Raw genomic sequence first — 18,408 nt, 5'->3', positions numbered from 1 at the left:
CATGACTCTATTCGATGAATGTAAAGAAGCCCTTAGCGCTGACTTTCATATACTTGAAGGCCAGTGCGAGAAAGAGGCTATTAATATTTTATATCAATATCCATTTGTTAATGGAAATGTATCATGGTTAGAGCTTAATTATATAGATTATGAAGATATAAATGCATTTATAGCAAACAATCATAATGAAAATGATTATGTATTTGTTTTTGTGGATGAAATAGGCATTCCTGTTTTTAGGAGTACGCTCACCTTGATTGCTGAGAATATTTATGATGTTATAGCCCTGTCACCTAAGTTATTTATTTTCAATGATAAATTAATATTACAACCCTTATTTCCAACTGAAACAATCCGGTTAGGAATAAGGGGTTAATAGTATTTATAAATCCCGGTCATTCAGGCCGGGATTGTTTTATCAGCCGTTACCCATAATGCCCGTCCCCCGCGCTTATACTCCGACAGATCGTCGGTGTAGTTCAGCCCCCCGGAAATGTTCTGATCCACTGTTCCATCTTCTTCTTGTTGACGTAAGCCACGTCAGACCCTTCGGCACAACCGTACAGCTCACGGGTGTTCCGGGCGGTGATAACGATACAGTCGGGCATTACCCGGTTATTAATGGGCATCCCCTGATAAATCCTACCTGCGCTATCCATTCGCCACGCAAAAAGATAGCGTTACGCTCGCACCAGGCTATAGCCCATATAACCAGTCACCCTGAATAAAAATCTGCCATAAATCATGCCGCTTTAGTACCCCGCTAATACTGTCACCCCTCGTTTATACTACAGAGCATTTTTAACCAGCAGAGCGTAACATTGCCCTTTCCTTCAGCGGCAGCGACCTGCTGCCCCGTAGTCGCCTTCCCGCCGCGAAAGACAAAATATCATCATCACACTCAAAGCCCGCCCAACTGCTCCAGGCAGCACTCGCCTTCGTTTATCACATCAACTGGCAATGACACCCATTACAGCATCAGGCTAAATAGATTCTGAATTTAGCATCTAATTCACTGAAATAAATACAATTATGGGCTTTACCCCTTCAAAATAGCGTCGCCCTTCAGGCAAAGTTTTCTGCCTCGAAAAGGTAACCTTCATATTGCTACGCCGCATTCACGGGCGTGTTTCACAGTAAAAAATAAGGATGTTAATCAATGAAAAAATTGTCTTTGGCGCTGCTGGTAGCAAGTACCCTGATGAGCGGCACTGCGCTGGCAAATAACCATACTGTCTCGATTGGTTATGCACAAAGTGACTTTGAAAATCTGGGTGATATCCGTGGCGTGAACGTTCAGTATCGCTATGAATGGGACTCCCCTTTTAGCGTGATGGGCTCTTTCACCTATCTGACCGGGGACAACAGTGATAGCGAGTACGAAGCTGGCGAGACATGGTCATATAAAGACGATATCAAATATTATTCGCTGCTGGCTGGGCCAGTCTATCGTATTAACGATTACGTATCTGTTTATGCGCTGGGTGGCGTTTCTTATATTAAATGGGATGGAGAAACCCGATGGGATTATGACTGGGGCTATTCAGAGCGGGATAAAACGTCAGAAAATTCAACCCAGTTCGCCTGGGGCGCTGGGGTACAATTTAACCCAACGGATGATTTTTCTATCGGCATCGGCTACGAAGGTACCACAGCAAAATATTACGAATCTTACTCCGTTAATGGCTTTAACCTCACTGTCGGCTACCGCTTCTAATATCCTCCCACCCAGCTGAAAAAAAATCCCGGCACAGGCCGGGATAGTCATGCTTAAGGGAGTCATTATCCCAAAATTCTCTGTAATACCGGTCCAATCGTCTCAAACGCCTGCGGCGAGATAATATCGACGTGAGCGCAATCCTGACGGTATACCTCCAGTTCTCCCACCCAGGGTGCCCATGCCTGATGCGGATCCTGCGTGCGTGTGCGCTCGGCGACAAACAGCGTCGCTTTGCCGTCAAACTTCGCGCTGTGAGCGGTGGTGAGCAGGCGCACGGCATCAGCGTAGTTGCCCTCTATCGCTTCAAACAGTTTGCCAGGCGCCTGCCCCTGCTGGGCGGCGATAAAGGCGTCGCGCTCGCGGGCAATCTCGGCCAGCACTTCGGGATCAAGTCCGTTTGCCTCTTTTTCTGCCCAGTTTTGCGTCTCTGGCGGCCAGGTATCCAGCAGTCCGAGGAAAGCGACCTCTTCGCCCTGCTGACGCAGACGTGCGGCGATACCTTGCGCCAGCGTACCGCCGAGTGAGTAACCGAACAAATAGTAGGGCCCGTGCGGTTGTTGGGCTTGCAGCGTCGCCAGATGGTGGTCGATCACCGCATCCAGATTGTCACCCTGCTGCATCGGTCCCTCGGGCCGCGGGGACTGGATCCCCATTATCGACCAACGCGGGCTCAGATAGCGCGCCAGCACGCTGAACTGCCAGGCAAAACCCGAAGCCGGATGGAAGCAGAACAGCGTAGGCCCCTCGCTTTTACGCAGAGGTAGCAGGGTTTCGTACCCCATACGCTGCGCTTCATCATCGTTCCACGACGCCAGCAGCGTGCTGAGCGCCCCCACCGTTGAGGCTACCATCACCTGTCCTGGGGTTACCTTGCGGGCAAACGTATTGCTAAGCTGTGCCGCCAGACGCATCGCCAGTAGCGAGTGGCCACCCAGGGCAAAGAAATCGGCCTCAATGTCATTCACTTCGCAACCCAACAGCGTTGAGAAGGCCTGAGCAACAGCGATTTCAGTGTCGGATCCCGGTGCGCGACCGCTGGTTTTGTTGGACACGGCAGGCAACGGCAGCGCCTTGCGGTCAAGCTTGCCATTGGCAGACAGCGGCAACTCACTGATTTGCAGCAGTACCACTGGCACCATGTGGGCGGGTAACTGCGCTTTCAGCCTCTCGCGTAGCGCGTCGCGATCCAGCGGCAGGCCGGACTCAGATACGACATATCCCACCAGCTGACGCGCATCTCCGCCCGTCGCCACCGCCTGGTTGAAGACGCAGGCATGGGCCACGGCCTGCGCCACGTCAGGCAGACTCAGCATCGCCCGCTCAATTTCACCCAGCTCAATGCGTTGACCGCGGATTTTAAGCTGATCGTCACTGCGCCCTAAATACTCCACCGCGCCGTTATCCAGCCAGCGCGCCACGTCACCGGTGCGATACATCCGTTCGCCGGGGGCAAAGGGATCGGCAATAAAACGGCTGGCCGTCAGATCCGGACGGCCCAGATAGCCCTGAGCCAGCTGGATACCGGTGAGATAGAGATCGCCCGCGACGCCAAACGGCACCGGACGCATCATGGCATCCAGAATACGCAGGCCGGTGTTCCACGTCGGGAAACCAATCGGCACGCTGTTGCCCTGCACGGCCGCCAGCTCCGGCCCAAACGCCGGATACCAGCTGACATCTACCGCCGCCTCGGTCGGGCCATACAGATTATGCAGCGGCACGCGCGTAAGCTGCTCCCACTCACGGCAAAGCTCGGTCGGCAGCGCTTCACCGCTACAGAACACCTGCTTCAGGCTGCGGGTACAAGCCACGTTTTCCGGGGTCAGGGTCGCCACAAAGGCGGCCAGCATGGAAGGCACGAAATGGGTCGTCGTGATGCCGTACCGGGCAAAGAACTGCTGCATAGCCAACGGATCGCGATGGGCCTCCGGCTCGGCCATCACCAGCTTCGCCCCGGCGATAAATGGCCACCAGAACTCCCATACCGACACATCAAAGCTGCACGGGGTTTTCTGCGCGACGACGTCTGTAGCAGTCAGCGGGTAGTGATCCTGCATCCATAACAGGCGGTTAACGATGGCGGTCTGTCCCACCATCACCCCTTTCGGCCGTCCTGTTGAGCCCGAGGTGAAGATGATGTAGGCAGTTTGCTGCGGCGCGCACAGGTTCAACGATTCGCTGCCCGCGGCAGGTAATAGTGTGTTGTAACTAAAAGTTGGTATCGCCAGCTGGCTGAAGCGCGCGCGCTGGTCGTCGGTCGTGATCAGCAACGAGGGCTGCGCGTCCTCGAGCATCATGTGCAGGCGATCGTCCGGATAGCCGGTATCCAGCGGTAGCCAGGCGGCCCCCGCCTCCACGATGGCATGTAACGCCAGGGTCAAAAATACCGAGCGAGGTAACGCCACCGCGACGCTGTCGCCTGGCTGTACGCCCCGTTCGCGCAATAGCGTGGCAAGGGCAACCACCTGCTCGCGCATCTGGCGGTAGCTTAGTTCGTGCTGTGCATCGGCGAGCGCCGGGGCATCGGGCGTGCGGGCAGCCTGCTCTGCCACCAGCGTGCTCAGGGTGGTAGCGGGTAGCGCCACCGCGGTATCGTTGATCTGCGCCAGCTGTTGATATTCGGCGGGCGAAACGGTCTCTACCGCGCCACAGGTCAGCGCCGGATTTTCAGCGAACTGAGCCAGCAGGGCATGCAGACGTTCTACGTGCCGGCTCAGCGTCGCTTCGTCGTAACGCTGCTGGTTAGCGAGGATCTCAATGGTCAATCCGCCCTGCTCATCCGGAAACAGCGCCATCTCCAGATCGTTCACCGGGCCCGTCGCCAGGGTGTGAGTCGTGGCCGTTACGCCGTTCAGATCGAGCTGATAGTCAAAGACTTTAACGTTGAAGACCGGACCGAAGAGCGCTTCGTCACTGGCGGTACGCCCGCTGTCACGAACGATCTGCTCAGCATCGTAACGCTGATGACGACGCATTTTTTTAAGCTGTCCGGCTAAGCGCTGCGCCAGTGCGGGCAGCGTCTCCGCAGGCTGAAGGGTGACCGCCAGCGGCAGCACGTTCAGCACCGGGCCGGTGGCGGTAAGGGCCGCAGAGCCCATACGACGCATAAAAATAAACCCGGCGGCATACTCCATCCGTCCGGTCAGACGTCCCAGCCATAAGGCCACCAGCGCCAGCGCAAGATCGGTACGCTGCACCTGCCCGACGTTTGCCAACTTACTGAAGGCGCGGGCATCAGCGCTTAGCTTCATACGCAGAATATCGGTGGTCGCGGCCCGGCCTGGCAGCGGCGTAGCGGAAAGCGACACCGGCGGCGGTAGCTGTTTACGCTGCTCAGCCCAGAAAGCACCATCGCGGGCGTACGCATCGCTCTCCCGATAGCGTTGATACTCCTCCACCACCTCCGCAAAAGGGGTAAAGGGCGATGCGGGGGTCTCGTCCCCCCTCGACCAGGCACGATAAATAGCGACGATTTGCCGGGTAATGGCCGGGAAGCTAAAGCCATCCACCACCAGATGGTGATAGCGCTGATACCAGTACCAGCGGTTGTCCTCCACCTGAATCAGTTGATGGCAGGCCAACGGCTGGCCGCTATCCACTCGCAGGTTTTGGTGTAAATCTGCCTGCATCTGCGCCATGGCGGCGGCATGCGGATCGGCTTCATTGCGGCAGTCAACAATAGGGGGTTCAGCAAGCGGCAGGGTCTCATCAACCCACTGCCATACCTCGCCGTTATCCTCCGCAAAACGGGTGCGCAGGGTATCGGCCTGCATCATGCCCGCGACGATGGCTTTTGCCAGCAGCGGCGCGCTGATTTCACCCTCAAGTTCTACGTAGTGCGCCACGCTCCAGGCATTGGGCAAGGGAGAGAGCTGCTCTGCCATCCAGATACCCGGCTGAGCCGCGACAAGGGGAAGACGCGTGCTCATGCCTGCTCCTCAGCGAAATGGGCGGGGGTCAGGGTGCGCCAGTTTGCCGCCAGCCACTGCTGACAGGCCTCGCTGGATTGCGGCTCGCTCACCACCTGCCACCCCGCAGGCAACGCGCACTGCTGCGGCCAGAGGCTGAACTGCTGCTGTGCGTTTTGCAAAAGGATGAACTGACCCTGCGGATTGTCGAAGGGATTAGTAAATTCCATACCAGACTCCGTTATTGAATAAGCGGCTGCCAGAGCGTCATTAGGCCCTGCGTCAGCCCTCCGCGCCAGCAAAGTGCATCATGTCCGCCGTCAACCTGACGCCAGAAAACCGGCAACTGCGTGCGTTGTAGCTCGGCATAAAGTGCCTGTCCGGCACGCAGGATCAGCGGCTCGCGGATCCCCGCTTCAATGACGATGCGCAATCCCTGCGGCGTGATTTCATGGTTTTTTAGCTGGGTAATCAATTGCCCGTCCTGCTGAGCGCCGCGATGGGGCCACCAGAACGACCCCGACTGGCTGAGCACGCAGCCAAAGCGTTCAGGCCAGTTAAGCCCGGCATAGAGCGCGGAGAGGCCGCCAAAACTCTGCCCGGCCACCACCGTGCGGTCGGCCCGGTCGCTGAAGGGGGCGATGTCCTGCACTTGCGGCAGTAATTCGTCCTGCACTGCCAGCCAGAAATCGGGGTTGCAGGGCAGCTCGCGGCTGCGGTGGGCGGTATCGATCACATCGATTAACAGATAAACCGCCGGCGGCAGTTTTCTCGCCTGAGTCAGGGCCGTGAGCGGCGACCAGACGGGCATGCTCTCGGCCCAGAACTGCCCGTCCAGCAGCACTGCCAGAGGGCGTTCTGCGGGGGCGTCTTCGCCGGTGGTAAAAATCCAGACCCGACGGCTATTGCCCAGCCTGTCGCTTTGCCAGGTGATGCAGCGTGGTTGCGCATGGCTACACGTCGTCATCTCCCAGCCCGGCTGCACCGGCGCACCGGGCATCTCCAGCGCCGAGACGGGATGCCCGCGCCCACCGCGCCAGCTCCAGGCGTTGAGCGGATCGGCAATGGCCTGCGGCAGCAGCTTACGCCACCCTTCACGCAGGGCCATACGATCCGGCGGATCGGCGGCAAACACGGTATCGGCAAAATCGTTGTCATTCACGGAGGGAATAAAGCAATAGCTGCCGCGCCAGTGCGGGCTGAAGGTGCCCTGCCACTGCCAGACATCGGTGCCAGGCAGGCGCGTCAGAGATTGTGGGCGGGCATTGTGGTGATGGTCGGTGACGCCGGTGATATAGAGCCAGACTCGCTTTAACCGCGACGTCTGCTCGGTGCCGGCCGGATCGCGCCAGTAAAACGTGACCCGATAGTGATCCCCTTCCTGCACCTTCTGCGGGCCATTTACCGCCCGCCACCAGGCGTCGCTTCCTGTCTCCAGCGTTGTCACTGAATTAACCCCATGTTTACAGGCCTGTTTTTGATCAACGATAATTTATATCGATAATATTATTGATAACTATTTGCATTTGCAATAGCGTATGGTCGCGCTGTGGGAAGCGTGACCATTTATTAACCATGCCTGGCGTTGTGTACTGATCAGGAACGAGCAGTTTACACAGCCTTGCGGGCGACATCCTGCCGCCTCCCTGCCCTTTCGGGAACGGAGCCAGGGGAACGCGGCAACGAAAAGCAGGACACACAATGAACAACAAGATTCACTCACTGGCCGTACTGGTCAACCTGGGGATTTTCGGCACGGCCCTGCCCGCTATGGCCGCTGAGACGCCCGCGCATGAAGACACCATGGTTATCACCGCCGCCGAGCAGAACCTGCAGGCACCGGGGGTGTCGAAGATTACCGCCGATCAGATCCGCAAAAATCCTCCTGCACGCGATGTGGCAGAGATCATCCGTACCATGCCTGGCGTCAACCTGACCGGTAACTCCACCAGCGGCCAGCGCGGTAACAATCGCCAGATCGATATTCGTGGTATGGGACCAGAAAACACCCTGATTCTGATTGATGGCAAACCGGTGACCAGCCGCAACTCTATCCGTCTGGGCTGGCGCGGCGAGCGTGATACGCGTGGTGATACCGGCTGGGTACCGCCAGAGATGATTGAGAGTATTGAAGTTATTCGTGGTCCTGCGGCTGCGCGTTACGGCAACGGCGCGGCGGGCGGCGTGGTGAACATTATCACCAAAAAATTCGACGACCAGTGGCACGGCTCCTGGAACACCTATCTCAACGCGCCAGAGCACAAAGAAGAGGGTTCAACCAAACGCACCAACTTCAGCCTGAGCGGGCCGCTGGGGGGCGATTTCAGCTTCCGCATGTATGGCAATCTGGATAAAACCCAGGCCGATGCCTGGGACATCAACGACGGTCATCAGTCTGAACGTACCGGCGCCTACGCCGACACCCTGCCAGCAGGCCGTGAAGGGGTCGAGAACAAAGACATTAACGGCGTGGTTCGCTGGGACTTCGCGCCAATGCAGTCGCTGGAGTTCGAAGCGGACTACAGCCGACAGAACAACCTCTACGCCGGTGATACGCAAAACACCAATAACGACAATGCGAAAGAGGGTCTGGTTAAGAAAAATTACGGTAAAGAGACAAACCGTATTTATCGCCAGAACTTTGCCGTCACCTGGAACGGTGGCTGGGATAACGGCGTTACCACCAGCAACTGGGCGCAATACGAGCATACCCGTAACTCCCGTCTTGGCGAAGGGCTGGCAGGCGGTCTGGAAGGGTTGTTTAACAGCAATCAGTTCACCGATACCGACCTGGCAGACGTCATGTTGCACAGCGAAGTGAATATTCCGATCGATTTCCTGGTCAATCAGAACCTGACTCTGGGCACCGAGTGGAACCAGCAGCGGATGAAGGACTCCACCTCGAACACGCAACCCCTGCAAGGCGGCGCGATCCCGGGCATGAGCGACGATCGCAGCCCGTATTCGCAGGCCGAAATCTTCTCTGTCTTTGCAGAGAACAACATGGAGCTGACCGACAGCACCATGCTGACCCCGGCGCTGCGTTTCGATCACCACACCATTGTGGGTAACAACTGGAGCCCCTCCCTGAACCTGTCGCAAGGTCTGGGGGATGACTTTACTCTGAAAATGGGTATTGCCCGTGCCTATAAAGCCCCGAGCCTGTATCAGACCAACCCGAACTACCTGCTGTACAGTAAAGGCCAGGGTTGCTACGCAAGCTCCGACGGCGTGGGCTGCTACATGATGGGCAATGACGACCTGAAGGCCGAAACCAGCATTAACAAAGAGATTGGGCTGGAGTGGAAACACGATGGCTGGCTGGCCGGCGTGACCTGGTTCCGTAACGACTATCGCGACAAGATCGAAGCGGGTTACGCGCCAATCGGTCATACCTCAACCAGCAAGGTCTCTACCGATATCTATCAGTGGGAGAACGTCCCGAAAGCCGTGGTAGAAGGTCTGGAAGGATCGCTCAATATCCCGGTTAGCGATACGGTAAACTGGTCCAATAACCTCACCTATATGCTGCAAAGTAAAAACAAAGAGACCGGTGACCGACTGTCGATCATCCCTGAGTACACGCTGAACTCGACCCTGAGCTGGCAGGTACATCAGGATGTGTCGCTGCAGTCGACCTTCACCTGGTACGGCAAGCAGCAGCCGAAGAAATACAACTACAAAGGCGAACCGGCAACCGGCTCTGAGAAAGACGAAGTGAGCCCATATAGCATTGTTGGCCTGAGCGCGACCTGGGATGTCACCAAAAACGTGAGTTTGACCGGCGGCGTGGATAACCTGTTTGATAAACGCGTATGGCGTGCGGGTAATGCGCAAACCACGGGTAATGACCAGACCGGCGCCTATATGTACGGCGCAGGGGCTTATACGTTTAACGAACCGGGACGCACCTGGTACATGAGCGTGAATACGCACTTCTAAGTCATCCTGATAACGGCAACCTGGATGGGTTGCCGTTTTATCGCCTCCCGTGCGATAACATGGGTTTTAAACCCGTGCGAGATCCCGGACGCCATGTATTACACCACATCCACTTTTCAGCTCGCCGGCACCACCGTCCACACTGTGACCTTCGATCCCGCCACCTTTACGGAGGACGATCTCCTCTGGCTCCCCCATCATACGCAGCTGGCTAACGCCGGGCGCAAGCGCAAAACAGAGCACCTTGCCGGGCGGATCGCCGCGGTCTCGGCCCTCTCATCGCGAGGGATATCGACCGTGCCGGGTGCAGGTGAAAACGGCGAACCGCTCTGGTCGACGGGCCTGAATGGCAGCATCAGCCACAGCGGTAATATCGCGATGGCTATCGTTAGCGAAAATTCGTTAGTGGGGATTGATTATGAAGCGATCCTCGACGAAAAAGAGGCTTTCGACATTAAAGAGGGCATTGTTAACGACGTGGAAAGTAGCCTGCTGCTCAACAGCGGTTTGCCCTTTCCTCTCGCCTTAACGCTGGCCTTTAGCGCCAAGGAGAGCCTGTTTAAGGCACTCTTTCCCAGAGTGAAGGCGTATATGGGTTTTGAAACCACCCGCGTCAGCGCCATTACTGACCATAGTCTGCAACTTACGCTGTGCAAGCCGCTGGCGGGATTCCAGGAAAATCATGCTTTTACTCTGTTCTGGCGCCGCTTCAATCACGCGCTAGTCACGCTCATCGACTGAGCCCTTCGCCTTCAGGTGGCGCTTCTCTTTCAGAACCGCAATAGCCCGGGCTGATACAATTAACGCTCAAGCGCAGCGATAATGTCGGCCTCTATGTTTTCCGGTTTGATGAACGGGGCATAACGCTTGAGGGGTTTGCCGTCCCGACCAATCAGGAACTTGGTAAAGTTCCACTTTATCCGCCCGCCCAGCACGCCGGGCAACGCCTCTTTCAGGTAGCGAAACAGCGGGTGCGCGGCGGCGCCGTTAACTTCCACTTTCTCGAACATTGGAAAGCTCACACCGTAGTTGATGTGACAGGTCTGCTCAATATCATCGGCTCCGCCGGGCTCCTGCTTGCCAAACTGGTTGCAGGGAAAACCAAGCACCACCAGCCCCTGGGCCGCATACTTTTGGTAGAGCGCTTCAAGGCCGGCATACTGAGGCGTGAAACCACAATGGCTGGCGGTATTCACTACCAGAATCACTTTGCCAGCATAGTCGGCCATCGGGATGGGCTCGCCACGCAGTGTACGGGCAGAAAAAGGGTAAAAGTTGGTCATATTGCGGTCCTCAGCGCTCACTCCGTTCGTCAGCATATTGCTGTTATGGCTTATAGCATATGTCATAGCCAGGTCCGGCGGTGTTGTTCGGTGGGTCGTTTTGCCGGGTAGGCTATGTGCGGGTCATAGTTGCAGAGATGCGGAATAATAACAATGAAGCCTTTGGGATCTGGGCGCTTATGCTGGCCCAGGCTCGCAGAATGTCAGATTGGTGACGCGCGAAAAGCGAGGCTCCCCGAAAATGAACTGAGACAGCCCTGCTTTATCTCACGCGCAATATCTGACTGACTTACAGGCCGAGGTCAGAGAGGCTCGGGTGATCGTCAGGGCGACGGCCCAGCGGCCAGAAGAACTTACGCTCGCTCTCTTTGATAGGCATGTCATTGATACATGCGAAGCGACGTTTCATCAGGCCATCAGCCTCGAACTCCCAGTTTTCGTTGCCATAAGAGCGGAACCAGTTGCCTGAGTCATCACGCCATTCGTAAGCATAACGCACGGCAATACGGTTCCCGCCAAACGCCCACAGCTCTTTAATCAGGCGGTATTCGAGCTCTTTTTTCCACTTACGGGCGAGGAAACCTTCCGCCTCTTCGCGGTTATTGGCGAATTCGGCACGGTTACGCCATTTGGTATCCAGCGAGTAAGCCAGCGCGACTTTGGCCGCATCGCGCGTGTTCCAGCCATCTTCCGCCAGACGGACTTTCTCAATGGCGGTTTCCAGCGTAAATGGCGGAAGCGGCGGACGGACTTGTGTATCGGTCATGGTAATATTCCTGTTAACTTGATTTAAAGGTAATAAAAGATTCGTTGCTCAGGCCCCGGCTGAGAGCCGTTCCAGTAAAACTTTTGCCATTTCCCGTGCGTCGTCAGCGGCGTTCCGGTCACCCATTACGTATGTCATGGTGATAGCCCCCTCGATCAGAAGCAGCAGTTGTCTGGCCAGCGCAACAGCGTGCTCAGGGTTCAACTGCTCGCTGAGTTCGAGCGCGTAATCCAGCAATTTTTGCTTATGCATTTTCGCTATCTGGCGGACGGGATCCTCCGGGTCCCCCACTTCTCCGGCCGTGTTGATAAAGGCACATCCCCGGAACCCCTCGGACTCAAACCAGCTTTTCAGAACGGTGAACATATTCAGAATGCGGTCCCTGGGCGTTTCGCCTTTATCAGACTCGGTTCTGAACCACTGCATCCACCGTTCGTCACGCTCGTTTAACGCGGCTGATGCCACGTCCTCCTTGTTCGCGAAATGGCGATAAATACTTTTCCTGGCGACGCCCGAGGTCTTCACCAGAAGGTCCATGCCCATGGCGTGGATCCCGTTCTGATAGATAAGTTGCTCAGCGGTCGTGAGGATTTTTTCTCGTGTATCAGTTGGCTTCTTGTTCATGCCTTAAAGGTAGAACGATCGTTCTACCTGGTCAAGCATTTGTTGTTATTTCTTTTTTCAGAAGGGATAAATCACGAAGGGGAACCCACATAACTAGTTGAATAAAAAGTTATTTTATACTCAACGTTGTAACAGGAGTTCGCTTGAACAAATACGCATTCAGAAATAAATCGGGCGTGGAGGAAGAAATTTGAGGCTGGGTCAGATGGCAATAAACGTAAAAATGCGGGGATAGTGCTGCGCGCCGATCAACGCAGTTTGTTGGATTGAGTGCGAGATTTGCCTTGCAGGCCCAGGCTCTCTTTAACCGCCCGACGCATTTGTACTCTGTCGAGAATGATACTGGTCCGCTCGCCAGGTATGGTCAGCCTGAACTCACCATTTAATGGCATCGGGGATATCAGATACCATCGTCCATTAAAGATAATCCAGTTCACTTCATACCCAATCAATACGCGAAAAGCTTTGCCGCCCGGAGCGCCGGGCACCGTATGTTTTTAACTGTTAGTTCACACCGCACTTTTACAGGTGCGGCCTGAACGACTATGAACTTTTCCTGTTTCGAAACGCGGCCACTTTCATACGATTACCGCAGGTGGCCATACTGCACCAGCGACGGCGGTGCGATTTACTCAAATCGTGAAAAAGTAAAACACAGTTATGCGCCTCACACTGGCGTACATATTCGAATTTTTCATCCGTGACGAGTTTTACCAGGGCGTCGGCGATGGGCCAGAGCAGGCTGGCAGGACTCTCAACGCCGCAATGTACATCGACACGATAGCGCTGTGTATCCTGCGCCCATTTTAGCCTGACCTCAGGCCGCCCTTTTTCAAGAATCCGGTTGATGACCGTCAGCTCTGCCTCACGGGACTGCATCGCGGCATGCACGACGGCTCTGGCAGCTTCACGGAGCTGGCGGGCCTCCGTCAGTAATTCAGGCGGAGCCTCCGTTCCTTCAGGCACCAGGCCCGCCCTCTCCAGCCAGTCAATAACGCTGAGCGCATCCTCAAAGCAATCGTGTCGCTCGTCACCCATCCCATATTCACTGTTGATGAAATCCAGCGCGAGGTTATCAGCCAGGAAGAGCGGCGGAGAAGAAAGCTTTTCGATGTTCATAGGCACCTGTAACCCATTAAATAATTTTGACAGGTTACCAAAAATATGTGTAACCTTCAATTAAGTACTTTAACGGTTACAAGGGGTTTACTATGACGTCTCCATATTCAGGATCTTCATCCGCCGATAACGCATCTACCGCGCAGGTTCATTACCGCTATCAACAGGCGGGCAAGGTTAACGTGTTTTACCGTGAGGCAGGCGATCCGGCGTCGCCTGTTCTGCTGCTGCTGCATGGTTTTGCAGGCTCATCCTTTATGTTCCGCGATCTTATTGCCCAACTGGCCGATCGTTACCGTCTGATAGCCCCAGATTTACCGGCCTTTGGTTTTACCGAGGCGCCAGCGCGCGGCGACTACGCGTATACCTTTGACCAGCTGGCTGAAACCATTGACCAGTTCACTGAAGCGCTCGGCATCGACGCCTATGCTCTGATGGTTCACGACTATGGCGCCCCCGTCGGGTGGCGTCTTGCCCTCGCGCATCCACAGCGGGTTACCGCCATCATTTCCCAGAATGGCAACGCTTACGAAGAGGGGCTGGGCGAGGCCTGGGCGCCTATTCAACGATACTGGCGCGACCCGACTCCCGAGAACCGCAGCGCGCTGCGTGAATTTCCGACGCCCGCCTCAATCAAATGGCAGTATCTGGAAGGGGTAAGCGATCCGAGTCTGGTCTCTCCGGATGGCTACTCGCTGGAAGGAATGCAGGTATTACGGCCGGGCAATGCGGAGATCCAACTCGATTTATTACTGGATTACGCTTCGAATGTACGGATGTATCCGCAGTTTCAGCAGTATTTCAGGGACTACCAGCCCCCGCTGTTGGCGGTCTGGGGTAAACATGATCCGTTCTTCATGGCCGCAGGTGCCGAAGCCTGGAAGCGTGATATCCCGAACGCGCAGATAAATTTCTATGATACCGGCCACTTCGCCCTTGAGACCCATGCGAATGAGATAGGCGCTGACATTCGCGACTTCCTCGACAGGCATCTCGTTCAGTAATCTTCACGCCCCTCACCGGCGCGAATAACCGGCGGAGGGAAAAGTACAGCCTCAGACGAAAGGCGTCGGTACAGGCATTTGTGCCGACGTGATCAGGCTGCATCTTACCAACGCTTTAACGTACCGCGATTCAGAAGCGGGTCAGCGTCGTTCCATAAAGGATTATTTCATATGTCATTGACTACAGGTGTACATCACATTGGTCTGGCAGTATCAAAGCTTGAAGAGAGCGCCGGGTTCTTCACTAAACTGCTGGGCTGGGAAGAGGTAAAACGGCGCGAGGATTATCCGGCCATCTTTGTCAGGGACGGAGCAATAATGATTACGCTCTGGAAAACGCAGACCGAAGAGCCCGTTAACTTTGACCGTAAAAAGAATGTCGGTCTCCACCACCTGGCGCTACGGGTTAAAACTAAAGCGGCGCTGTTTGAGATCCTTGAGGTGCTCAAGGCGAACAATATTGAGATTGAATTTGAACCGGCATTAATCAGACAAGGGCCGTCTATGCACATGATGTGCTACGACCCGAGTGGCATACGCATTGAATTTCATTATTCAGAATGAAGGGAGATACGACGCATTGAGTTGAGAAAAAGCCAGGTTGAAATATTCATATTACTGGTAAAGAAATCAGTTTAAGCGCGGCTGCGGCGGTATTTGTTGATGACCGCTTCGAGCAAAAGCGGAGGTTACGCATTTGAGCAGCAACAGTTATGGTCTCTGTCTCATACACAGTTAATCACTCACAAAACTATCCCAGTGGCGCATGTAATTTATAAAATCATTACTGAGCCCATTTTTCCTGAGATACGCTTCGGTAACCGAGAGGGATGGCGAAGCATGGTGGGGATTTTTTTTGATCTTTTCGGGAAAATCCGTTTCCAGGATGGCGGCCCGTCCAATCATGACGAAATCAAGTCCAGCCTCCAGAACCATCCTGGCATCATCCGCGTTCATCAGCTTCCCTGACGCGCCCAGCTTCACTCTGCCGCGGGGCAGGTCTGCAAATACATCTATCGCGCGTTTTCCGGCAAAAGCGCCGTTCTCCAGCGTAAATCGCACATCCCATGGCGCAAGGTCGAGATAATCAATCAGCTCTTCTGCCAGACACGTTCTCGCGACATACAGGATATCTTCAAAGTCCATCCCATACCGTTCGAAAGACAATCTGAGTCCAATCTGAAAATCCTGACCGCACTCCCTACGAATGCCTTCGATGATCTCGATAATGAGCCGGGCCCGGTTTTCACGGCTTCCGCCGTATTCATCCGTGCGCTGATTCAGGGTAAAAGAGAGAAACTGACTCAGAATCCAGCCAAACGCACCGTGAACTTCTGCTCCGTCGAAACCTGCTTTTTTGGCCCTGCATGCTGCGCCGATAAAATCATCGCGCAGCTGATGAACCTCTGTCCGTGTAAGGCCACGGGCGTTATAAGTGAGGTTATCCGAAGGGCCAACGCTTTTTCCATCCTTAAGGTTGAACCCCGCCCGGAAGCCACCATGATGCAGCTGAATTGAGGAGACTGCACCGTGCTTGCGAATGATGTCAGCCATCCGGCGAAGGCCCGGTAGCTGATCGTCATTCCAGATCCCCAGCTGGTTTTTGAACGTTTTCCCGTTTTCCTGAACATTGGCTGCACATGCCATAATCATGCTATAGCCGCCGCGTGCAACTCGTTCTATCCAGTCAAAATCAGCCTGTGAGGCAGTTCCGTCAACCTCACTTTGCTGGTTAGTTAATGGTGCGAGGAGTAGTCGGTTTTTAAGCTCTGGTCCCCGCATTAACGAGAGGATGCGGAATAAGGGATCATTCATGACTGAATCTCCTGTGGATGCGAGAAATTAATTCTTTCAAGGAGAGGCGCGAAGTACTCAATTCCTTCAGGCACCTCTTCGCTACCATTGGGATCAAGCAGCCATTCAATCATGCGATGCGGCCACTGCAGGCTTTCCGCCATTGCGGTAGATGTGATTGCGGTGATGATTTCGCTTTCCCTACCTTCATTGATTTTGTCGGCAAACTCAGGTTCGATAAGGCATGCTCGTGCCAGGGAAACCATATCAGCATGCTGCAGCTCTTTCTGCGTGTCGGACGCTGAGAACGTGTGTGGCACAGTGATGAAGACTGTCCGCCCATTAATAGTGTTGTGTATTGCTTCATTGAAGCTGTTATCGCAGGACTGAATGTAATCCAGCTCCTTACCCGCAAGCGCATCAATCAGATGTAACGTCTCCTCGATGCCGTAGCCGTCACCATTGGCATGCCGTTTTTCTTCGGTAAGCCGGTATCCAACGATATAGTTTTCACCCCAGCAGTCACGGGCAACTTTCTGCACTTCATCCACTATTGCCAGGGCAAAGTTCATCCGCTTCTTCAGTGTCCCACCGAAAAAATCCGTCCGTTTATTTGAATATGGAGAAAAGAACTGCTGAATGAGATGGCTGTAAGCGCCGTGAATCTCCACGCCATCAAAGCCCGCCAGGTATGCACGCCTTGTCGCTGCACCAAACATGCGCACAACGTCCCATACTTCATCTTCGGTAAGTTCAGTGATTTCATAAGGAACTTCACCGAACTTAACGTTGCTCGGCCCGAATACCCTGCCATGTTTTTCGAGGGACACGACCGAACGCAAACCCGAGTGATAGATTTGCACCAGGGCTTTATTACCGTGACGCTTCATTCGCTGACCAAGCTGGCGCATCCCCGGAATAAAGCTGTCGTCATAGAGGGACATCTGAAACGGAAATTTTTCACCGTACTTGCTTACCGCCGTCGCGCCGGTCACGAGGATGGACGCGGCTTTAGAACGATGACCAAAGAAAGCCAGGTCTTCATCTTCAATATACCCATCCCATGATGCCGCTTTAGATGTCATGGGCGCCATCATTACACGGTTAGGGATTTCGATGCCGTGTCTAAAGGCGAGAGGCGAGTTAAGTTTACGCATAATCAAAAGTGCCTTGTTAAGCGCAATATCTACATATTGCGAATTATCAATACGTTTGGGGAAATTAAAGATCGTCGGAGATATGCTGGGCGAATTGCTTTATCACTGCCTCATTCCTGCGGTAGTAAGTCCATTTTCCAATACGGGTAGCAATGACAAGGTCTGCTTTTTGTAAGGTATTGAGATAAATCGATGCGGTTGACTGAGTCATATCAAGCTTTTTGGTTATCTGACTCACACATACCCCCGTCGCCACGAGATCCACATCGGCCTGCGTGACAGGTGTAAAGTGCTCAAGTGGGCTTTTGAGCCAGCCGAGGATCTGGCGTCGGGCATCGTTGGATATGGCTTTAAGTATCGCAGATACGTTCATAGGTACATCTCGTTGTGATGTTGTATTGCCCATTACAGTATCAACATATTTAAATATGTCAATATGTAGTAAACCTATAGAATTCTGGCAAAAGAGCGCGCTGGCAATATCCGCTTCTGGCATGAAGCAGATGAATTGGCTGAACTGCAGGTTCGTTTTGAGCCAGTAGCGGACAATGAGTAATCCTTTCCTATACCAACGTTTTATGTTTTCTTTTACGTAAGCAACGGAACAAGGACATCCCCGTGAAAATCTACTGGACCCTTAAAAGTATTAGCGAACTAAAAGACTTACCTTATAAGGAGCGAGTAAGACGGTGGCGGAGCGCGTATAAATCGGCCTTTCGACACTGGCAAACCTGGGGCGGCCTCGCCCTCTGCGGGGCCTTCGGCGGCGCAGGAGCGTACTTTGGCGGCATGGCTGGCACCGTAGTATTTGCTGGGCTGGGCGGCTTTATTTACGGCCAGATCGTGACACAGGTTATCCTGAAACATTATCGGCACCGGCTGCAGGGCGAAGCCAACTGACGGGTAAGGTCTGGAAGGCTTCCAGACTCGGCCCTCAATGTGTCAAACGCCTGCCCCACGACCTGCGCATGGTGAACAACATAATACAGTGCCAGGAACGTCCGCGCCTGGCACGAAACTGACCACCTGAAGCGTTGTGCAATCTGCCTCGAGCAAGGCGCGGACGTTATTTCCAGAAAGGGTTTTATATA

At 54.5% G+C, this 18,408-nt stretch carries 17 protein-coding genes; 7 read left to right on the top strand and 10 right to left on the bottom strand.

What is annotated here, in order from left to right; translation table 11 throughout:
- Position 1: 1 nt before the first annotated feature.
- Both B3511_RS04770 and B3511_RS04765 read left to right on the top strand, forming a co-directional pair.
- Positions 2-376 carry a hypothetical protein gene (locus B3511_RS04770; RefSeq protein ID WP_286777648.1) on the top strand — a complete coding sequence of 125 codons (375 nt, stop codon included), beginning with the start codon at positions 2-4 and terminating at the stop codon, positions 374-376.
- 783 nt (positions 377-1,159) lie between these two features.
- On the top strand, positions 1,160-1,717 hold the full coding sequence (locus B3511_RS04765) for an Ail/Lom family outer membrane beta-barrel protein (protein ID WP_207293186.1): 558 nt from the start codon (positions 1,160-1,162) through the stop codon (positions 1,715-1,717).
- 65 nt (positions 1,718-1,782) lie between these two features.
- Here the strand turns inward: B3511_RS04765 and entF are convergent, their stop codons facing one another.
- Genes entF through fes form a run of 3 tightly spaced genes read right to left on the bottom strand, consistent with a single transcriptional unit; the run spans position 1,783 to position 7,075 of the window.
- Positions 1,783-5,649, bottom strand: a complete 3,867-nt coding sequence (entF, locus tag B3511_RS04760; protein ID WP_286777647.1) for an enterobactin non-ribosomal peptide synthetase EntF — start codon at positions 5,647-5,649, stop codon at positions 1,783-1,785.
- Positions 5,646-5,858, bottom strand: coding sequence for an MbtH family protein (locus tag B3511_RS04755; protein ID WP_040076627.1), 213 nt, complete (start codon positions 5,856-5,858; stop codon positions 5,646-5,648). Before B3511_RS04755 ends, entF begins: the two co-directional genes overlap by 4 nt.
- Positions 5,859-5,869: 11 nt before the next feature.
- Positions 5,870-7,075, bottom strand: coding sequence for an enterochelin esterase (gene fes, locus B3511_RS04750; RefSeq protein ID WP_286777646.1), 1,206 nt, complete (start codon positions 7,073-7,075; stop codon positions 5,870-5,872).
- A 254-nt stretch (positions 7,076-7,329) separates the two neighbouring features.
- On the opposite strand from fes, the gene B3511_RS04745 reads away from it, so the two are divergent.
- Both B3511_RS04745 and entD read left to right on the top strand, forming a co-directional pair.
- Entirely contained in the window at positions 7,330-9,570 is a 2,241-nt protein-coding gene (locus B3511_RS04745; protein ID WP_286777645.1) for a TonB-dependent siderophore receptor, read from the top strand.
- A 93-nt stretch (positions 9,571-9,663) separates the two neighbouring features.
- Positions 9,664-10,311, top strand: coding sequence for an enterobactin synthase subunit EntD (entD, locus tag B3511_RS04740; protein ID WP_286777644.1), 648 nt, complete (start codon positions 9,664-9,666; stop codon positions 10,309-10,311).
- Positions 10,312-10,370: 59 nt separating this feature from the next.
- On the opposite strand, the gene B3511_RS04735 is transcribed toward entD, so the two are convergent.
- The 4 genes from B3511_RS04735 to B3511_RS04720 form a co-directional block, all read right to left on the bottom strand.
- A complete protein-coding gene (locus B3511_RS04735) occupies positions 10,371-10,853 on the bottom strand; it encodes a glutathione peroxidase (protein WP_286777643.1) in 483 nt (160 codons plus the stop codon).
- A gap of 289 nt (positions 10,854-11,142) precedes the next feature.
- On the bottom strand, positions 11,143-11,619 hold the full coding sequence (locus tag B3511_RS04730; protein ID WP_207293182.1) for a DUF1348 family protein: 477 nt from the start codon (positions 11,617-11,619) through the stop codon (positions 11,143-11,145).
- A gap of 48 nt (positions 11,620-11,667) precedes the next feature.
- A complete protein-coding gene (locus tag B3511_RS04725; RefSeq protein WP_040076644.1) occupies positions 11,668-12,243 on the bottom strand; it encodes a TetR/AcrR family transcriptional regulator in 576 nt (191 codons plus the stop codon).
- A gap of 543 nt (positions 12,244-12,786) precedes the next feature.
- Positions 12,787-13,362 (bottom strand): CGNR zinc finger domain-containing protein, encoded by a 576-nt coding sequence (locus B3511_RS04720; RefSeq protein WP_286777642.1) that lies wholly within the window; start codon positions 13,360-13,362, stop codon positions 12,787-12,789.
- A 92-nt stretch (positions 13,363-13,454) separates the two neighbouring features.
- Between B3511_RS04720 and B3511_RS04715 the strand changes: the two genes are divergently transcribed.
- Both B3511_RS04715 and B3511_RS04710 read left to right on the top strand, forming a co-directional pair.
- The gene (locus B3511_RS04715; protein WP_286777641.1) at positions 13,455-14,366 is read left to right on the top strand and encodes an alpha/beta fold hydrolase; all 912 of its coding nucleotides are present in this window, start codon (positions 13,455-13,457) and stop codon (positions 14,364-14,366) included.
- A gap of 171 nt (positions 14,367-14,537) precedes the next feature.
- Entirely contained in the window at positions 14,538-14,930 is a 393-nt protein-coding gene (locus tag B3511_RS04710) for a VOC family protein (RefSeq protein WP_286777640.1), read from the top strand.
- Positions 14,931-15,101: 171 nt separating this feature from the next.
- Here the strand turns inward: B3511_RS04710 and B3511_RS04705 are convergent, their stop codons facing one another.
- The 3 genes from B3511_RS04705 to B3511_RS04695 form a co-directional block, all read right to left on the bottom strand.
- A complete protein-coding gene (locus tag B3511_RS04705) occupies positions 15,102-16,181 on the bottom strand; it encodes an NADH:flavin oxidoreductase (RefSeq protein ID WP_286777639.1) in 1,080 nt (359 codons plus the stop codon).
- Positions 16,178-17,317, bottom strand: coding sequence for a hypothetical protein (locus B3511_RS04700; protein ID WP_286777638.1), 1,140 nt, complete (start codon positions 17,315-17,317; stop codon positions 16,178-16,180). Before B3511_RS04700 ends, B3511_RS04705 begins: the two co-directional genes overlap by 4 nt.
- Before the next feature lie 64 nt (positions 17,318-17,381).
- Positions 17,382-17,690 carry an ArsR/SmtB family transcription factor gene (locus B3511_RS04695; protein ID WP_286777637.1) on the bottom strand — a complete coding sequence of 103 codons (309 nt, stop codon included), beginning with the start codon at positions 17,688-17,690 and terminating at the stop codon, positions 17,382-17,384.
- 245 nt (positions 17,691-17,935) lie between these two features.
- Here B3511_RS04695 and B3511_RS04690 point away from each other — a divergent pair, with 245 nt between their 5' ends.
- Entirely contained in the window at positions 17,936-18,217 is a 282-nt protein-coding gene (locus B3511_RS04690; RefSeq protein WP_046884347.1) for a hypothetical protein, read from the top strand.
- The last annotated feature ends 191 nt before the right edge of the window (positions 18,218-18,408 follow it).

This window comes from Leclercia sp. UBA1284, from assembly GCF_002308415.1.
Lineage (GTDB): Bacteria > Pseudomonadota > Gammaproteobacteria > Enterobacterales > Enterobacteriaceae > Enterobacter > Enterobacter pneumoniae.
This window is presented reverse-complemented; position numbering and strand designations above follow the sequence as displayed.

Bases quoted from the DNA above. Each gene is read 5' to 3' on its own strand.
- B3511_RS04755 (WP_040076627.1), bottom strand. From the start codon at position 5,858: ATGGAATTTACTAATCCCTTCGACAATCCGCAGGGTCAGTTCATCCTT.
- B3511_RS04730 (WP_207293182.1), bottom strand. From the start codon at position 11,619: ATGACCGATACACAAGTCCGTCCGCCGCTTCCGCCATTTACGCTGGAA.
- B3511_RS04710 (WP_286777640.1), top strand. From the start codon at position 14,538: ATGTCATTGACTACAGGTGTACATCACATTGGTCTGGCAGTATCAAAG.
- B3511_RS04735 (WP_286777643.1), bottom strand. From the start codon at position 10,853: ATGACCAACTTTTACCCTTTTTCTGCCCGTACACTGCGTGGCGAGCCC.
- entD (WP_286777644.1), top strand. From the start codon at position 9,664: ATGTATTACACCACATCCACTTTTCAGCTCGCCGGCACCACCGTCCAC.
- B3511_RS04770 (WP_286777648.1), top strand. From the start codon at position 2: ATGACTCTATTCGATGAATGTAAAGAAGCCCTTAGCGCTGACTTTCAT.
- B3511_RS04725 (WP_040076644.1), bottom strand. From the start codon at position 12,243: ATGAACAAGAAGCCAACTGATACACGAGAAAAAATCCTCACGACCGCT.
- B3511_RS04695 (WP_286777637.1), bottom strand. From the start codon at position 17,690: ATGAACGTATCTGCGATACTTAAAGCCATATCCAACGATGCCCGACGC.
- B3511_RS04705 (WP_286777639.1), bottom strand. From the start codon at position 16,181: ATGAATGATCCCTTATTCCGCATCCTCTCGTTAATGCGGGGACCAGAG.
- B3511_RS04720 (WP_286777642.1), bottom strand. From the start codon at position 13,362: ATGAACATCGAAAAGCTTTCTTCTCCGCCGCTCTTCCTGGCTGATAAC.
- B3511_RS04715 (WP_286777641.1), top strand. From the start codon at position 13,455: ATGACGTCTCCATATTCAGGATCTTCATCCGCCGATAACGCATCTACC.
- B3511_RS04700 (WP_286777638.1), bottom strand. From the start codon at position 17,317: ATGCGTAAACTTAACTCGCCTCTCGCCTTTAGACACGGCATCGAAATC.
- B3511_RS04745 (WP_286777645.1), top strand. From the start codon at position 7,330: ATGAACAACAAGATTCACTCACTGGCCGTACTGGTCAACCTGGGGATT.
- B3511_RS04765 (WP_207293186.1), top strand. From the start codon at position 1,160: ATGAAAAAATTGTCTTTGGCGCTGCTGGTAGCAAGTACCCTGATGAGC.
- entF (WP_286777647.1), bottom strand. From the start codon at position 5,649: ATGAGCACGCGTCTTCCCCTTGTCGCGGCTCAGCCGGGTATCTGGATG.